Origin of the sequence: uncultured Paenalcaligenes sp., assembly GCF_947630565.1 — a bacterium.
GTDB classification, from domain to species: domain Bacteria; phylum Pseudomonadota; class Gammaproteobacteria; order Burkholderiales; family Burkholderiaceae_B; genus Paenalcaligenes; species Paenalcaligenes faecalis.
On sequence record NZ_CANRIC010000050.1, the window covers coordinates 1 to 16,479 of the forward strand.

Here is a 16,479-nt window from a genome sequence, read left to right on the forward strand (position 1 = left end):
GGTATAGCTCAGCTGGGAGAGCGCTTGCATGGCATGCAAGAGGTCATCGGTTCGATCCCGTTTACCTCCACCAAAAAACGAAGAATTAGAAAAAACAAAATTAGCTTGACAGTTTAAAAATTAAACCTTATAATTTTGTTTTAGCAGTAAACGAAGTAAGAAGTAACTACTAGGTCCCCATCGTCTAGAGGCCTAGGACACTGCCCTTTCACGGCGGCAACCGGGGTTCGAATCCCCGTGGGGACGCCAACACTTTAGTGTTGAGCAAGATACACACTACCAGGAGTGGTAGTTCAGTTGGTTAGAATACCGGCCTGTCACGCCGGGGGTCGCGGGTTCGAGTCCCGTCCACTCCGCCAAAATTCAAAAAAACCTGATAATGAAAATTATCAGGTTTTTTTACGTCTATTCATTATAAAACTCAACCTGTTTGTATCAATTTTAAGTCGTAACACCAGAGTAAAAGTAACTAAAGATAACAGACGTTGCCTGAGCCTCATCCCTACATACAATCATAATCAGGTATCTTCGCTCTATTAGCAATAAAAAGCGTTTAACTAACAATTATTACAACTTCGCTAATTTGCTCGGCTCTTTATAGGTATTTATATTTAAGTCTCGATCGATCCCCATCCACTCGAGGTTTTTATGACAACAGCACTCAACAAAAAATGGTCTATAGAGGAAATCCTCGCGCTTTATGATCTACCCTTTATGGATTTACTCTGGAAAGCTCAACACATCCATCGTGAGAATCATGAAGTTAATGCGATTCAACTCTCTAGTCTACTTTCCATTAAAACAGGTGGCTGTCCTGAAGACTGCAGCTACTGCCCTCAATCATCTAAATACAACACCAACGTAGAAACTGAGCGACTACTGGATGTTGAAACGGTACTCGCTGCGGCTAAAGCGGCTCGAAATAATGGCGCTCAACGCTTTTGTATGGGCGCAGCGTGGCGCTCACCTACAGAAAAACAAGTAGATCAGGTTATTGAGCTAGTGCAAGCCGTCAAATCCTTAGGGATGGAAACCTGTGTCACATTAGGTATGCTTAAAGATGGCCAAGCAGAGCGCCTTAAAGAGGCTGGACTAGATTATTACAATCACAACCTAGATACCTCTGAAGATTTTTATAAAGAAATTATTAGCACTAGAACATACCAAGATCGTATTGATACCTTAGACCGAGTCCAGCAAGCCGGTTTAAAAAGCTGCGTGGGAGGCATTGTCGGTCTGGGTGAAAGTCGTGAACAGCGCGCTACATTTATCTCTCAATTAGCCAATCGCAATCCCTACCCAGAGTCTGTACCGATCAATCAATTGGTACGAGTTGAAGGTACACCTTTAGCAAGTGGTGAGGACTTAGATGAGTTTGAGTTTGTACGTACTATTGCAGTAGCCCGCATTACGATGCCTAAAACAGCGGTTCGTCTGTCTGCAGGCCGCAGCACCATGAGCGATGCCACTCAAGCCCTGTGCTTTATGGCTGGAGCCAATTCCATTTTCTATGGCGATCAATTACTCACTACAGGTAACCCTCAGTTTGTAGCCGATCAGCAGTTATTTGCACGATTAAATTTACATGCAGAAAAACGCAGCTATACGGTAGAAGACTGCCCGAGCAAAAAATTAGCAGAAAACACAGTCAACACATGTGGGCGAGCCCGTGCCATGGCTGAGGTCTTATAACTATGCTGATTCTTATCGCAAGTATCGCCTGTAGTGTAGCGGTATCTATTTTGCTAAAAGTGGCCCGAAGTCGAGATATAGATGTAGGGCAAGCCATTGCTTTTAATTATGTCACAGCAGTCGGTTTAACTCTTGCCCTGCTGCGTCCTGATCCTGCTAGCTTATTTAACTCAACCACATCCTATTGGGTAATCATAGCCTTAGGCGTACTACTGCCGAGTATTTTTCTCGTCATGGCTACCGCTGTACGCCACGCTGGTATTGTCTTAAGTGATGCGGCACAGCGCTTATCCTTAATCATCCCCTTAATTGCCGCTATCGTTATTTTTGGAGAGTCAATCCAAAGCGGAAAACTCTTAGGCATAGGATTAGGTCTCACCGCCTTGGTTTGCCTAACTTTGGGCTCAAAAAAGAGTGAGACAAAGGCCAACTCCAATGCCTTCCTGTGGCTCTTAGCCGTCTGGATTGGCTATGGCTGTATTGACGTACTTTTTAAGCAGTTATCCAAAGGCGGGGCTGGATTTAGCAGCAGTCTATTAGTGACATTTAGCCTAGCAGGCTTACTGATGTTTAGCTGGTTATTTCTACGCCGTACGCAATGGAAAAAGCAGAGTTTATTGGCTGGTCTGCTCTTGGGTTTATTGAACTTTGGGAATATTTACTTCTATATACGAGCCCATCAACAGTTCCCTGAGAATCCCACCCTAGTCTTCTCTACGATGAATATTGGGGTGATTACGCTAGGAACTATTGTAGGAGCAGGTTTTTTTAAAGAAAAACTTAGTCTAAGTAGCGTGGTAGGTATTGCTTTAGCGATTGGTGCTATTGTGGCTTTGATACCTCGCTAAGCAATGGCTTATCGTCACTAGCACTCTCTTTGTACGCTGAGTCTGTTTGCTCAGGCTCAGCGCTCTTTGGGTCAGTCTGCGGGTCATTCAACTCTGTTGGTTCTTCTATGACCGGGTCATGTGAAATATCACTGCTAATATCAATACGCGGATCTAAAGCCACAGCCGCTGCGGATGTTTGCATGCTGGGCATCGGCACATATTCTGTAGGCGCATCCTGACTTAGGTTATTACCTGTAATTTTCTGTGGGCGCACCAAAAAGACTAAAAGAGCACCACATGCCACCACAAAAATAAAATAAAAATGGCTTCCCAATCTATCCATTAAGACACCCACCAATAATGGACCTATACATGCTCCTATGCCATACACCATATATAAAATGGCACTTAACCCTACCCGTCTCTCTGGGTCCACATTATCATTAGCAAAAGCCGCTCCTAAGGGGTATAGCGTAAATTGCAATACACCAAAAGCAGCTGAAAAGACCAAAAGCCACGTATAAGAAAAATCAACCCAACCAACTAATGGCAAAGCAAGTAAAAGTAAAAAAACGGCATTAATTCTTATGGTTAGTACCCGTCCAATCCGGTCTGCCAACCAACCTACAGGCCATTGTGCCAATACCCCCGCGGCCACAGAAATCGCCACGAACATCGCAACCTGCTCACTATTTAGGTGTGCTCGTAAACCATAAACCGGAGCTAAGGCATAAAATGCGCCTGTGACCATGCCAGCAATCAGTAGCACAGAAATCGATAAGGGAACCCGTTCTAAATAATACTTAGCATTGATAGGCGCAGGAACTTGCAAAGCCGGATGTAGACGCCTTGTTAAGGCTACAGGCACCAAGCTCATCACAGAGCAAATAGCTACGAAAATTAATGGCTCATAATTCATTTCTGGGAAATAGGTCAAGACCACCTGGCCTAACACCGTACCCAAGCTCGTCATCACCATATAAAACGCAAAAACAGTGCCTCGTTTTTCATTTTCAGTTTGTTCATTTAACCAGCTCTCGATGCCTATGAATTGCGTCACCATCGCAGCCCCTGCTACAAAGCGCAATACCAGCCAAATCCATAGGTTATCCACCATAATTTGGATCAGTACAGCAACAGTAACCAAGGCAGCACTGGCAGCATAGGCCCTGATATGACCAATACCAAGAATGAGTTTGTGGCCAACACGCGCCCCAAACACCAGACCTAAATAGAAAATAGCCAGCAGCGCCCCCACCCAGATCTCAGAGACAGAAAGCTGAGTCAAGCGCAGTCCCATATAGGTATTAAACAAACCAGAACCGGTGAGCAACACCAAGGTGGCTAAATATAAAGAGAAAAATGCACCAATTGCGTTAAACATGACTGCCACAATGACATACAGCCGACATGCGTCGGCTGTGGTTAAGCCACAAATTTAATAAATTAAATTTGGTCTAATAAAGTTTGAGCATCACTAGAGGACAAAGCGCCACTGGCATCTACGTTTAATTGTTGCACTACGCCATTATCTAAATAAGCAGAAAAACGCAATGAACGAACGCCCATCCCTTTTTCTGTTAGATCAAATGTAAGGCCCAGTTTTTGCGCCCATTCAGCACTCCCATCTGCCAACATGCGCATTTTACCATTGACGTTTTTATCTCTTCCCCACGCTTCCATGACGAACATGTCATTGACAGCGACACACCACACCTCATCAATGCCTTTTGCTTTAAATGCATCGACATTATCCAAAAAGCCGGGTAAATGTTTTTCGGTGCAAGTTGGCGTAAACGCACCAGGAACAGCAAACAGTACAATTTTTTTATCTTTAACTAGCTCTGCTACCTGATGCATCTGAGGTTGTTCGCCAGTACGTAGTTCGGCCAGCGTAGCGTTAGGAACGGTATCACCAATTTTTATAGACATAATATTTCCAATTAAAGACTGAGTCGTAAATCCATACTAATTGATTTAGGCCTCAATCAGCAATGCAAAGACAGCGATAACTAATAGATAAAAGGTTACTAAGAGTATAGGTAGGGTATCAAAATAGCTCTACCTTATTCTCCATGGGTTTTCATGCCCAAATAATAGCACCCCGTTATAATAGGGCTATCACCTTACATATTTCATGTAATTTATCTGTTTTAGCTATCATTAATGAGAATGCCATGGGCTTTAAAAGCGCTGATTCTGATTTAACTCTTACCCACCTAGATCAAAGTGGCCAAGTCCGCATGGTGGATGTAAGTCATAAAAACCGAAGCTCACGAGAGGCCATTGCACGCAGTACAGTTCGTTTAAGTGCCGGAGCCTATCAACTGCTAACTGCTCAAGACAACGCCAAAGGCGAAGTACTTAACACAGCACGGATCGCAGGCATTCAAGCCGCCAAACGCTGTGCTGATTTAATTCCTTTATGTCATAGCCTAGCTTTAGATTTTGTAGGTATTGATTTTGAACTAGACAGTGAAAACCATCAGGTTCATATTCAAACAACTTGTCGCTGCTCGTATACGACGGGGGTAGAGATGGAGGCCATGACAGCCGCCACGGTTGCCGCATTGACCATTTATGATATGTGCAAAGCCGCCGATAAAGGTATCGTGATTGAAAATACCCGTTTAATTCGTAAATCAGGGGGAAAATCGGGTGTATGGGAAGCCTCTGATCACAACTAAAAGAAAGAAAACACACAAGGAAAACCATGTCTAACGCATCCATTACTGTACTGTATTTTGCCCAAGTCGCTGAAATAACACAGACACGTCAAGAGCAATGGGAGTTACCTCACACCATAAGCGTGACACACTGGTTAGATCAGCTGGTTGCCCGCTATCCGGACTTAACTCCAATGCAGGCCCGTCTCAAGGTTGCTATCAACCAATACCATGTCAACCATGAGGCGATGATTAACCCAGGAGACGAGGTTGCCGTCTTTGAGCCAGTTACAGGAGGTTAAAATGGTTCTAGTTCAAGAACATGATTTTGATGTGGCCCAGCTCATTGGCGATTTACATAAAAAAGAGGCAGGTCATAGTGGCGCGTTACTCAGCTTTATTGGCTATGTGCGTGATTTTAATCCCGAGGCTCCTACAGAGACCCTCTTTTTAGAACATTACCCCGGTATGTGTGAGCGTGAAATCACGGACATCTGTGAGTACGCAAAAAAACGCTGGGATATTCTGGATTACTGTGTGGTGCATCGCGTAGGTGAGCTACATCTAGGCGAACAAATTGTGTTTGTTGGCGTAAGCAGTATTCATCGTGGGGACGCCTTTAATGCCGGGCAATACATTATTGATGCACTAAAAACTCGTGCGCCCTTTTGGAAACGAGAAAAACTGCAATCCGGCGAAAAATTTTGGGTTCAACAACGCGATAGCGATGTTGAAAAAACGGCTGAATGGGAGAGTAAAAATGATTAGCCTCAACTGTGCTGTATTAACCATATCCAATAGTCGCACTGCCGCCAATGATACATCAGGCGATTACCTTGTCGATCAGTTACAACGAGCCGGTCACAAATGTATTGAGCGTTCCGTCACTAAATCAAACGTCTATGAACTACGTAAAATAGTCAGTCACTGGATTGCTAATCCATCGATACACGTTATTATCACTAATGGTGGAACCGGTTTTAGCCCTGATAAAAACACAGTGGCTGCGCTAGAACCCTTATTTGATCAAACTGTTCCAGGCTTTGGCGAACTTTTTCGTCAGCTATCTTTCGAGGATATAGGCAGTGCTGCCATCCAGTCTGATGCCATTGCTGGACTCGCTAACCACACGGTTATTTTCTGTATTCCAGGCTCTACTGATGCCTGTCGTTTAGCCTGGGCTCGCATTATCCGTGACCAACTAAACAGCAAGCACAAACCCTGTAATTTTGCAGACCACTGTGCCACTAAATCCTAATTTCAGCTAAAGAGTACTTATGTTAGATTTCGATACCGCCCAAGATCGTCTTATCCAAGCCGCTGTACGCCCAACACGCAGCGAACGTATTCCTGTTGCACAGGCGTTGGGTCGTATTGTTGCGACGAATGTACACGCTACGATTGCCATTCCTCCGGCCGATAATAGTGCTATGGATGGTTACGCCATTCGCTTCGCCGATGTAGAGGCTGGAACACGTTTACCTATACAACAACGCTGCTATGCAGGTGATGTACCTGAAGACCTCAAGCCGGGACACGCGATTCGCTTATTTACTGGTAGTCTGATGCCTGCAGGGGCTGACACCGTCGTGATTCAAGAAAACTGCAGCGAAGACAATGAGCATGTTGTCTTCCAAACGACTCCCGTCTTACATGCTCATGTCCGCATCAAAGGCGAAGACATGAGTCAAGACAAAACCATTATTCTCAAGGGCAAAGCCTTAAATAGTGGCCATATCGCCATGCTAGCATCCCAAGGAATCACGGAAATCGATGTCTACCCCATTCCTAAAATTGGGATTTTGACAACAGGAGACGAATTAGCCCAGCCCGGTCAGCCCTTACAGGTGGGTCAAATCTACAACTCAAATGCTCCTATGTTATCTGTCTTGGTACAACAGTTGAACGCTCAGGTGCATATGACACGCCATGCAAAAGACACCCTGCAAGATATCCAAGACGCCTTAACTGCATTGTGTGCCGAGTGTGATTTAGTGTTAACCGTAGGCGGTGTATCGGTGGGTGATAAAGACTTGGTTAAACCAGCCATCGAAGGCCTTGGTGGCGAGATGAATCTATGGAAGGTTCTCATGAAACCGGGTAAACCGGTGGCTTTAGCCCATATTGGTGATACACCAATCGTTGGTCTGCCTGGCAATCCGGTATCCTCTTATGCGGTATTCACATTAATGGTATCGCCGATGATCCGAGTACTACAAGGGCGCCGCCATGCCATGCCACGCGTTTTCTATGGCAAACTAGAAAGCAATAAAACATTCCGTGGTAGTCGCGAGGAGTTCATCCGCGTTCAAGCCCGTGCAGATGTAGATGGCTTTATTTATTTAACCCCACACGAACAACAAGGCTCTGCCATTATTAGCTCCTTGGCTTGGGCAACAGGATTAGCCCGTATTCCGGTCAATACCGATATTAACAATGGCGATACCGTTGCCTATTACGACTTTAAACACTGGGGCTTTTAGTCCTCTGTGAGCTAACTATAACCATTTAACATGCCCGTTTACGGGCATGATCTATATCCGCGGGTTCATTAATATTAAAAAAATTCTCTACTGGCATCTGTCGCAAATCTACAGCACAAGCCTTTTGACTAGCCAACCAAGTTTGCACCCGACGTTGATCGGATAATAAATACACCTTTAGGTCTTCAGCACAATCACGATGAACTAACAGACATAATGGGTAACTACGCTCGTGCTGTACAAAAAAAGCACGCTGAGCAGGCTGCTGTAAATGGGCCTGCCACAGTCTGGTAATGACCTCAGAGGGAATAAAAGGGCTATCTACAGGTAACACCATCAACCACTCGGTCTGTGTGGTCTCTAGCATGGCTAAAATACCAGCTAAAGGCCCCTGATAGTCTGCTAAATAGTCGGGGTCCTCTACGACCACGCCGTATTGTTTATACTGATTTTTATTACGGTTAGCGCTGATTAATACTGGCTGTGAGCTATAAGGCTGTAGCTTTTTAATGGCGTGTGCGACTAATGGCTGTCCCTGTAGTTCAAGCAACCCTTTATCTATTTCGCCCAATGATTGAAACCGGCGGGCAAGGCCACCGGTTAATACACCACCTGTTAGCTGTGTTTGCATTAACCACCTATATAACTCATCTCTATTTTTTCTTTAGGGGCTGTATTCAAACCACGTAATTCAGAATAGCGATCACCGCGCCCCCGCCAAATTTCCATTACATGGGCGGCAACCTCGTCATCGGATACGCCACTACGTAATAAGCTACGTACATCATACCCGCGACTGGCAAACAAACACAGAAAGAACTGGCCCTCGGGCGATAAGCGCATTCGGGTACAATCACCACAGAACGGGTTGGATACACTGGTAATAATTCCAATTTCACCACTACCGTCTGTGTAACGATATCGATCGGCAACCTCGCCATAATAGCCAGCAGCCACCGGCTCCATGTCAAACTCCGTTGCGAGCTGTTGAATAATCTGCGCCCCCGTTACGACCTCGGAGAGATCCCAACCATTGCTATTACCCACATCCATATACTCAATAAAGCGTAATGCATGGCCTCGACCTTTAAAGTAACGGGCCATAGGGATAATTTGGTCATCGTTGATCCCTTGGCGCACCACCATATTAACCTTCACTGGTGCTAAACCAACCTCTGCAGCCTTTTCTATCCCCGCTAACACACGCTCAACCTCTACGTTGCTATCACTTAGTTGGCTAAATCGGGAGCTATCCAAAGCATCTAAACTCACGGTGACACGTTGCAAACCAGCGTCTTTTAGCACCTGTGCCTTTTGAGCTAACAAGGTCGCATTTGTCGTCATCGCTAGCTCTACTGGCTGACCTTGGGGAGTACGCAATTGAGCTAACTGTTCAATCAGGTTTTCTACATGCTTGCGTAATAAGGGCTCGCCCCCCGTTAAACGTATTTTCTGTACGCCCATCGCAACGGCAATTTTTGCCATGCGCGTGATTTCCTCAAAACTTAATAAGTCAGACTGAGGCAAAAAGGCATGATCAGAGCTAAAAACCTCGCGTGGCATACAATAGGTACAGCGAAAATTACAGCGATCGGTGACAGAAATACGCAAATCTCGTAGCGGTCTATGCAATTGATCGCGCAACCCTGCCCCACCCATCGGCTTTACCGTTGGGATGCGAGTATTGGTTTGCAATGACTCAAGCGGAGCAGATAATTTATTCATAGATTTCTATATAGGTAACAAAGATCGTATTGCTCACTATTCATAATATCTCTATAAATACCAAGCAAGCCCATGCCTTAGCTAGGGTAATAAAGCCAAGGTGATAACGTAGTATTTAGAATAAGGGTGGGCCGAATCGCACCACAAAAAAGACTAGGCGCACAGAGCCTATAGATGGCAGTGGCCCGCAAACGTGGCCGACGTATATAAAACAAACGAATGGGATAAAAATAAAAAATAGCTATACTAGAAGTATGAAGCATTTAGCCCTCTAAGGCAAAAAACCCTGTCGTGATTTTGCTGCTCTTAAAAAACCATTATGTCTATTCCGTTTACAGCCGCTAATACTGATTTACTACCCGCACAAACCGAACAACTGGTTTGGCGAAAACCACGCGAATCAGATCTACATGAACAAGCCGATGTCTTGGCGACCGAGATCCCTGTTGCCTTGCAATACAATGGAATTAGTCATGCCGTTTTGCTAGCAACGCCCACTTTTTTAGAGGATTTAGCGGTTGGGTTTTCCTTTACCGAAGGTATTATCCGTAGTGCCTCTGATATCTATGACATACGCATAGAGCACGATGAGCGCGGCTATAGTCTAGATATCGAAATTGCCTCTGCTTGCCTGAATCAATTAAAACAGCGCCGCCGCCAATTAGCAGGTCGTACCGGCTGTGGCCTATGCGGACTAGAGAGTCTCAACGAGGTACGTCGTGATTTGCCTGCCGTCAATCCGCCCTTAGTGCACTATCAGCCCCAGGCTATTTTTTCAGCTTTAGATCAACTACGTGACCAGCAACCTCTACATCAGATTACAGGGGCGACTCACGGGGCAGGTTGGGCGACCCATGATGGCGTCATTCAAGTCGTCCGTGAAGACGTAGGCCGACATAATGCCTTAGACAAACTCATCGGCCATCTCTTACAGCAAAAAACACCAGCCCATACTGGGATGCTTGTTGTCTCTAGCCGGGCCAGTTTTGAAATGGTACAAAAAACCGCTACATTAGGTGTTCCTATTTTAGTAGCGGTGTCTGCGCCAACCAGTTATGCCGTACAGGTCGCTAATGAGCTTGGTTTACTGCTTGTGGCCTTTGGTCGTTCTAAACAATTTAGCCTTTATAGTCATCCAGAATTTTTAGCGACTCATTCTTAATCGTTTGGTTTTCCTGCTGCTGCCTCTGCGACGGCTTGATGCAAAAAACCAATAATACTGAACCACAAGGCTTTATTCGCTTGGGCTAAGGCCAACACCTGCGCCGTATTATTTGCATGAAGGGTAGTAGGCACATGAGGAAACTGTAAGCCCCCCGCTACCCCCTCAAAGTCATACCACTGAAAATTATAATCAAAACCATGCTGCTCTAGACGTTCGCCTATGGACTGATAGTAAGCGCTGGCTGAGTGCTGCTGCCCTGATGCTAATAACAATGGCCCTTGTAAAGCCTCTACGGCTAAAGGATAAGGTTGCAACACCTCTGCTGTGGCCTCACAGGCAATAACGGCGGACACTTTAGCAGCAAACTGCACACCGACTACTAAGGCCAACTCAGCGCCGTCCTCGTAACCAGAAACAGCGACAAAATGATTTTTTGGGCTGATTTTTTCTCGCAACCAATCAAAAGCGTGAGAAAAATAAGCCAACTGCTCGGTCGTAGCAGACACATCCGGCATTAACTCATAATCCAAAGCAAAAGCAGCATAGCCACGTGATGCATAAAGAGCTGCCTGAGACTCATCTAGCGGCTGATCAGCATGACGTTTTAAGACAATTACAGCAGGCTGCGCTGCACTACTGGCAGGAATAAACAAGACCCCTTTCAACCCAGCCTCATTGATTTCGACTCGCTGTACCGCATCTTGGGCCAAGCGTTGAGTCAGTACCGTTTTGGCTTCTAACTCATTACACTGTGCCTCTAGTTCAGTATGTAGAGCATGATGTACCGATGAGTGAAATAACTCTTGCGTAGCTGCATTTTCAGCTTGCTGCGCATAAATCAGCCCCATTGGGTTTGCTGCGGTATAGCTGCCTGACGTAGGTATGGATACGGCTAAATCCACCTCGCCTGACTCATTACTTTTCACCGTTATTTGACTACGCCATACCTGTCCCGCACGCTCCGTTTTTGAGCGAATGATCACATCACTATCTGCGGGCGCACCACTGATTGTTATTTTTCTATCTATATCAATTAACGCGTCAGGAAAATCAATTTTGAACTCCAGCATAACTCTGCCCTCAAGAATAAAAAAAACCTGTCGCCTTTTTGCAGGCAACAGGTTTTTACTATAGCTTAAAACGCTTAGTTATCTTTCACGCGATACACTAATACTGCGCAAGGAGCTAAATTTAGCACCTTTGCTGTCACGCTACCTAACAATAAACGGGATAAGCCGCTGCGACCATGACTACCAATAAAAATTAAGTCACATTCCTCTTCGGCAGCTGCCGTAGATACGGCATCAGCCACGTTAAAGTTAGAAATAGAGCGTGAAGTGGCTTTAACGCCTGCTGTTTCTGCACGGTCTAAAACAGCTTGAATATATTTATTTGATTGCTGAGAAGCTGTTTTTTCGTAGTCTTCGTCAGTAATAGCATACGCTGCAGCCATCCCGTCAAAACCTACCGTAGCGGCGAAAGGCTGAGTAACGTGCAAAGCGACAACCTCGGCACCAATTTGACGAGCAAATGACACCCCTTTATTAGCAGCCTGTGCTGATAAGGTTGAACCGTCAGTAGGAATAAGAATTTTTTTAAACATGGTCTGCCCCAATGATGAAGGAATAATTTAAGAATAATACGAGCGACCTAAGCCAGCAAGTTCACTCTTGTTTACTTTTGATTAAAATCAATTTTGTTGCGCTAATTGATATAAATGTGCACAACGCGCACCGCTACGACAATAAGCCAAAACTGGCTTAGGTAATTCGGTATAAAGCTGTTTAAATTCCAACACGTCATCTAACGAAATCTGGCTTGAGACCACTGGCTGATAACGCACAACCAACCCGGCTTTTTCGGCAGCGGCCATCATAATGGCAGACTCTGGCTGCGTCGGATCTAACTCAAAATCAGGACGGTTTATAATGACACTTTTAAAGCCCACATCTGCGGCGGCTTGCATGTCATCAGGGTGTAGTTGTGGTGCCACTGAAAATAATTCAGTAATGGTATGGAACTCAGCGCTCATTGACTTCTCCGCTTAACGCATAAATAACAATGTATAGTGTAGATGATATTGCCTAAATCAACCACCTAGTTAATACCAGAAATAACACCAAAAAGCATAATAATTGGTAGAGTTAGCTTAGTCCACGCCTTTAATAAAACACAGGATAATGATTATGGATACCCCGCTTTGCACCCGTGACGAAATAGCCCAATTGGTTGATGACTTTTATGGTGAAATTCGTCAACACCCCAACCTAGGACCTGTTTTTAATCGACACATTCAAGACTGGCCTCAGCATCTGAATACCATGGTCAGCTTTTGGTCTTCTTTACTTTTAAAAACAGCCGACTTTAACGGCTCTCCCATGATGAAGCACGCGGCCTTACCTGATTTAAGTGCCGATTTATTTGATCAGTGGCTGGATCTATTTGAAAAAACTTGCCAACAACAACCCAATACAGAATTAGGCCAACAGGCTTGGATCTTTGCCCAGCGCATTGCCCGCAGCTTATGGATGGGCTATCAAATTCAGCAGCAACCAGACCGCAGCCCTAGTGATCTTAAAAACCGAGCAAATACGGCCTAGCAAAAAAGCCGAACCCTATTGGGTTCGGCTTTTTTGTGTTTGCCTACTACTGAATTATTCGTCGAAAGGAATAGGACGTGGAGTGTTATCGTGAGATGGTGGCAAAATAGGCAATACAATTTCGGGCTGTTCGCCTGTTAAGGTTTTCAAGAATGCCACAATACTTGCGTTTTCTTCTTCGGTGTAGTGACGACCTAGTTGCAGACGTCCCATAATATCAACCGCTTCAGTCAAGGTATCAACCGCACCATCGTGGAAGTAAGGATAAGTGAGCTCTACGTTACGTAGGGTGGGCACCTTGAAGTTAAAACGGTCTGCATCAATACCAGTCACAGCACTACGTCCTTCGGCTGGGTTATCTGTTTGATAGGGCTCTACTACACCCATTTTCTGGAAAGAAGAACCACCCAAGTTCACCCCATTATGACAGGCCACACAACCACTGTTTCTAAAGAGCATATAGCCTTCTAGTTCTTGGTCGGTCAGAGCCTTGTCATCACCCTTCAACCAAAGGTCGAAACGGGCATTAGGAGTAACAAGTGTTTCTTCAAACACAGCAATCGCATCAGTCACTTCTTCGATGGTAAAGTCTTCTTTGCCATACACGACCTTAAACTCTTCTACGTACTGAGGAATAGACTGCAATACCTCTACGGCTAGCTCGTGAGTAAAGCCCATTTCTAGAGGGTTTGAAATGGGACCGCCAGCTTGGTCTTTAAGGGTCTTAGCACGACCGTCCCAGAACTGGGCTAGGTTCAAACTGGAGTTCAAAACAGTGGGCGAGTTAATGGGACCCTGCTGCCAACGATCGCCAATGGAGGTCTTTAGGTTATCAGACCCACCCATGCTCATGTTGTGACAGGAGTTACAGGAAATAAAACCGGACTTTGATAAACGTGGATCAAAGAACAGTTTTTTTCCAAGCTCGACCTTGGCTGGATCGGTGACTTCATGGGGTGCAATGGGTTGTACAGGTTCATTGCGCACTGACTGCGCTGAAGCAGATGCCATCAAGCCCATTGACAAGAGCACGGCTGATAAACGTAAAGCAAACATAGCTATCTCCTATAGGAGCCATAAATTTTGTAACTATCGATTACCTTATTTTTATCATGCTTTGGTATCTGCATCTAACTACCCCACGGTTTTAAGCATATTCCCCTTAATTATTTAAAGCCTAGACTATTTAAACTTAAAACGTAGAGAAAAACCAAGGAAAACCCAAGCTACAAGCCACTTTTATTACATCATCTAAACCTAAACTCGGTTTCTCTCAAAACAATAGCTGTAGGGAACTTTATTTAAAGCATGATCTATATCAAAAAAACCGCCTTTAGGCGGTCTTTTTGTCACCGATCAGCTACATTTAAACGTTGAACAAGAAGTTCAATACATCCCCATCTTGTACGATGTATTCTTTACCCTCTGCACGCATTTTTCCAGCTTCTTTAGCGCCCTGTTCACCTTTAAATTGAATATAGTCATCATAGGCAATCGTTTGGGCACGAATAAACCCGCGCTCAAAATCAGTATGGATAACACCTGCTGCCTGTGGGGCGGTAGCCCCAACACTAATTGTCCACGCTCGAACCTCTTTAACACCTGCAGTAAAGTAAGTTTGCAAGCCTAACAATTTATAACCAGCACGAATAACACGATTTAAACCCGGCTCATCCATTCCCATATCCTCGAGGAACACTGATTTATCCTCATCGTCTAATTGAGCAATGTCGGCCTCTACCGCAGCACATACCGCAACAACGGGGGAACCTTCTTTAGCGGCGTATTCTTCGACTAGGGTTAAGTAAGCATTATCCTCAAAGCCATCCTCTTTGACGTTTGCAACATACATGGCTGGCTTAGCTGTAATGAAACAGAACTGCTTAATCGCTAATTCCTCGTTCTCATCAAAACTTAATGCACGCACTGGCGTGCCTTCGCCTAGAGCCTCGATAATACGCTCTAATGCATTACATAAGCGTATGGCATCTTTATCACCAGAACGAGCGGTACGTTGATTGCGTTGCAAAGCACGCTCAGCACTGGCTAAGTCAGCTAAAGCTAATTCTGTATGAATAACCTCAATATCTGCGATAGGATCGACTTTACCCGATACGTGTATGACGTTTTCGTCCTCAAAACAACGTACCACATGCACAATCGCGTCTGTTTCGCGGATATTAGCTAAAAACTGGTTGCCTAGACCCTCGCCTTCGGAGGCGCCCGCGACCAGACCGGCAATATCCACAAACTCAACCACAGCGGGTAATACACGCTCTGGTTTAACAATTTCGGCTAAAGGGACTAATCGAGGATCAGGGACCTCTACCACGCCCACATTCGGCTCAATCGTGCAAAAAGGATAGTTCTCCGCAGCGATACCGGCCTTGGTCAGCGCATTGAACAAAGTAGATTTACCGACGTTGGGCAGACCAACAATGCCGCATTGAAGTGACATAGCGTTCCTAAGAAATAAAAGAATAATAAATAAAAGTCAGCATATTATACCGACTTACAGGGCGGCTTCGGGCATCAAACTCACAATGGTCATAATCAAAAGTAAAGGACCTGAATTAAATACCGCGTGCAAAATAATGCTGGCGCCAATACCACGTCGTACGCGCAGCCAAGCTAGAACCAAACCAGTAAAAAACTGCGGCAAAATTAACAAAGGCAGCATCCACAGGTTGATCTGACTAAACTTAAAGTTATAAAGGTGTAAGGTCGCAAACAAGATAGTTGAGCCATAAAAAACCCAACCAAAATGACGAGCATAGATTTTATACCATCGTCTAGGCCATGCCTTACCTAAAGCAACTGCAGTAAATAAGGAACGCTTATCGCCTCCTACGGAGGGCCGAAAATATAATAAAACGACCACCACTAATAACAACGAAACCGTGATGGTTTGTGGCCCATTAAACAAACACCAAATAGTAACGGGTAAGACCCACAGAAATTGTGAGGGTCGGCGCAGCACATATCTGAACACCATTTCCTCAATAAGCGGAGCCCAGATAATGGCTTGTTTCCAGGGGATATTTGTAAAATCAAGCTTATGTTGTGCGCCAGATGAGGTTGCAACTGATGCTGCTAATGGACCAAAAACTGTCATATTAATAAGCCATAGCAACGCCGCCCATTGCAGTATGCGCTTAACACCCAGCCCATTCGTCCAATCGGTATGCCAACCATGGCCTAGATCCTGTTGGGCTAAACGAGGACTAAGACGAGGCTTACGTAGAAAAACGAAAAAATCACGTATTTCCTGTCTAAAGCTGATGGTTTTACTCACCCATTACCCCCATGCAACTGTTG

General features: G+C 45.0%; 19 protein-coding genes and 2 tRNA genes. 11 read left to right on the forward strand and 10 right to left on the reverse strand.

Going from position 1 to position 16,479, the window contains the following annotated elements; translation table 11 throughout:
- The first annotated feature begins 173 nt into the window (after positions 1-173).
- From Q0Z62_RS09055 to Q0Z62_RS09070, 4 genes are all read left to right on the forward strand, one after another.
- Positions 174-249 (forward strand) — tRNA-Glu (locus tag Q0Z62_RS09055).
- 33 nt (positions 250-282) lie between these two features.
- Positions 283-359: transfer RNA gene (locus Q0Z62_RS09060), tRNA-Asp, on the forward strand.
- A 289-nt stretch (positions 360-648) separates the two neighbouring features.
- Positions 649-1,692, forward strand: coding sequence for a biotin synthase BioB (gene bioB / locus Q0Z62_RS09065; RefSeq protein ID WP_298053631.1), 1,044 nt, complete (start codon positions 649-651; stop codon positions 1,690-1,692).
- A 2-nt stretch (positions 1,693-1,694) separates the two neighbouring features.
- Positions 1,695-2,540 (forward strand): EamA/RhaT family transporter, encoded by an 846-nt coding sequence (locus Q0Z62_RS09070; RefSeq protein WP_269900442.1) that lies wholly within the window; start codon positions 1,695-1,697, stop codon positions 2,538-2,540.
- Here Q0Z62_RS09070 and Q0Z62_RS09075 read toward each other — a convergent pair.
- Together Q0Z62_RS09075 and Q0Z62_RS09080 are read right to left on the reverse strand one after the other, a co-directional pair.
- Positions 2,515-3,906 (reverse strand): MFS transporter, encoded by a 1,392-nt coding sequence (locus tag Q0Z62_RS09075; RefSeq protein ID WP_298053633.1) that lies wholly within the window; start codon positions 3,904-3,906, stop codon positions 2,515-2,517. The genes Q0Z62_RS09070 and Q0Z62_RS09075 overlap by 26 nt on opposite strands.
- A gap of 62 nt (positions 3,907-3,968) precedes the next feature.
- Positions 3,969-4,454 carry a peroxiredoxin gene (locus Q0Z62_RS09080; RefSeq protein ID WP_298053636.1) on the reverse strand — a complete coding sequence of 162 codons (486 nt, stop codon included), beginning with the start codon at positions 4,452-4,454 and terminating at the stop codon, positions 3,969-3,971.
- Between the two features lie 245 nt (positions 4,455-4,699).
- Between Q0Z62_RS09080 and moaC the strand changes: the two genes are divergently transcribed.
- From moaC to glp, 5 genes are read left to right on the forward strand one after another with little or no spacing between them, the layout of a single operon-like run.
- Complete coding sequence (moaC, locus tag Q0Z62_RS09085; RefSeq protein ID WP_269900445.1) at positions 4,700-5,209, forward strand: cyclic pyranopterin monophosphate synthase MoaC; 510 nt, start codon at positions 4,700-4,702, stop codon at positions 5,207-5,209.
- A gap of 26 nt (positions 5,210-5,235) precedes the next feature.
- Complete coding sequence (gene moaD, locus Q0Z62_RS09090; protein WP_269900446.1) at positions 5,236-5,490, forward strand: molybdopterin converting factor subunit 1; 255 nt, start codon at positions 5,236-5,238, stop codon at positions 5,488-5,490.
- A 1-nt stretch (position 5,491) separates the two neighbouring features.
- Positions 5,492-5,956: a molybdenum cofactor biosynthesis protein MoaE gene (locus tag Q0Z62_RS09095; protein ID WP_298053639.1), complete on the forward strand. Its 465-nt coding sequence runs from the start codon at positions 5,492-5,494 to the stop codon at positions 5,954-5,956.
- A complete protein-coding gene (gene moaB / locus Q0Z62_RS09100) occupies positions 5,949-6,446 on the forward strand; it encodes a molybdenum cofactor biosynthesis protein B (RefSeq protein ID WP_269900448.1) in 498 nt (165 codons plus the stop codon). Before Q0Z62_RS09095 ends, moaB begins: the two co-directional genes overlap by 8 nt.
- A 19-nt stretch (positions 6,447-6,465) precedes the next feature.
- The gene (gene glp / locus Q0Z62_RS09105) at positions 6,466-7,671 is read left to right on the forward strand and encodes a gephyrin-like molybdotransferase Glp (RefSeq protein ID WP_298053644.1); all 1,206 of its coding nucleotides are present in this window, start codon (positions 6,466-6,468) and stop codon (positions 7,669-7,671) included.
- A gap of 25 nt (positions 7,672-7,696) precedes the next feature.
- Here the strand turns inward: glp and mobA are convergent, their stop codons facing one another.
- Together mobA and moaA are read right to left on the reverse strand one after the other, a co-directional pair.
- Positions 7,697-8,302: a molybdenum cofactor guanylyltransferase MobA gene (gene mobA / locus Q0Z62_RS09110; protein ID WP_298053647.1), complete on the reverse strand. Its 606-nt coding sequence runs from the start codon at positions 8,300-8,302 to the stop codon at positions 7,697-7,699.
- Positions 8,302-9,330, reverse strand: coding sequence for a GTP 3',8-cyclase MoaA (gene moaA / locus Q0Z62_RS09115; protein ID WP_269902206.1), 1,029 nt, complete (start codon positions 9,328-9,330; stop codon positions 8,302-8,304). Before moaA ends, mobA begins: the two co-directional genes overlap by 1 nt.
- Before the next feature lie 385 nt (positions 9,331-9,715).
- Between moaA and fdhD the strand changes: the two genes are divergently transcribed.
- On the forward strand, positions 9,716-10,558 hold the full coding sequence (gene fdhD, locus Q0Z62_RS09120) for a formate dehydrogenase accessory sulfurtransferase FdhD (RefSeq protein ID WP_298053650.1): 843 nt from the start codon (positions 9,716-9,718) through the stop codon (positions 10,556-10,558).
- Here the strand turns inward: fdhD and Q0Z62_RS09125 are convergent.
- The 3 genes from Q0Z62_RS09125 to Q0Z62_RS09135 form a co-directional block, all read right to left on the reverse strand.
- Entirely contained in the window at positions 10,555-11,631 is a 1,077-nt protein-coding gene (locus Q0Z62_RS09125; protein ID WP_298053653.1) for an acyl-CoA thioesterase/bile acid-CoA:amino acid N-acyltransferase family protein, read from the reverse strand. The genes fdhD and Q0Z62_RS09125 overlap by 4 nt on opposite strands.
- A gap of 74 nt (positions 11,632-11,705) precedes the next feature.
- Positions 11,706-12,164: a universal stress protein gene (locus Q0Z62_RS09130; protein WP_269900453.1), complete on the reverse strand. Its 459-nt coding sequence runs from the start codon at positions 12,162-12,164 to the stop codon at positions 11,706-11,708.
- Positions 12,165-12,251: 87 nt separating this feature from the next.
- Positions 12,252-12,593 carry a TIGR01244 family sulfur transferase gene (locus Q0Z62_RS09135; protein WP_298053657.1) on the reverse strand — a complete coding sequence of 114 codons (342 nt, stop codon included), beginning with the start codon at positions 12,591-12,593 and terminating at the stop codon, positions 12,252-12,254.
- Between the two features lie 154 nt (positions 12,594-12,747).
- On the opposite strand from Q0Z62_RS09135, the gene Q0Z62_RS09140 reads away from it, so the two are divergent.
- Positions 12,748-13,161: a group III truncated hemoglobin gene (locus Q0Z62_RS09140; RefSeq protein ID WP_298053659.1), complete on the forward strand. Its 414-nt coding sequence runs from the start codon at positions 12,748-12,750 to the stop codon at positions 13,159-13,161.
- A 54-nt stretch (positions 13,162-13,215) separates the two neighbouring features.
- Here the strand turns inward: Q0Z62_RS09140 and Q0Z62_RS09145 are convergent, their stop codons facing one another.
- The 3 genes from Q0Z62_RS09145 to Q0Z62_RS09155 form a co-directional block, all read right to left on the reverse strand.
- On the reverse strand, positions 13,216-14,217 hold the full coding sequence (locus tag Q0Z62_RS09145; RefSeq protein ID WP_298053664.1) for a cytochrome-c peroxidase: 1,002 nt from the start codon (positions 14,215-14,217) through the stop codon (positions 13,216-13,218).
- Positions 14,218-14,527: 310 nt separating this feature from the next.
- Complete coding sequence (ychF, locus tag Q0Z62_RS09150; protein WP_298053667.1) at positions 14,528-15,619, reverse strand: redox-regulated ATPase YchF; 1,092 nt, start codon at positions 15,617-15,619, stop codon at positions 14,528-14,530.
- Between the two features lie 54 nt (positions 15,620-15,673).
- Positions 15,674-16,456 carry a CPBP family intramembrane glutamic endopeptidase gene (locus Q0Z62_RS09155; protein WP_298053671.1) on the reverse strand — a complete coding sequence of 261 codons (783 nt, stop codon included), beginning with the start codon at positions 16,454-16,456 and terminating at the stop codon, positions 15,674-15,676.
- Positions 16,457-16,479: the final 23 nt, after the last annotated feature.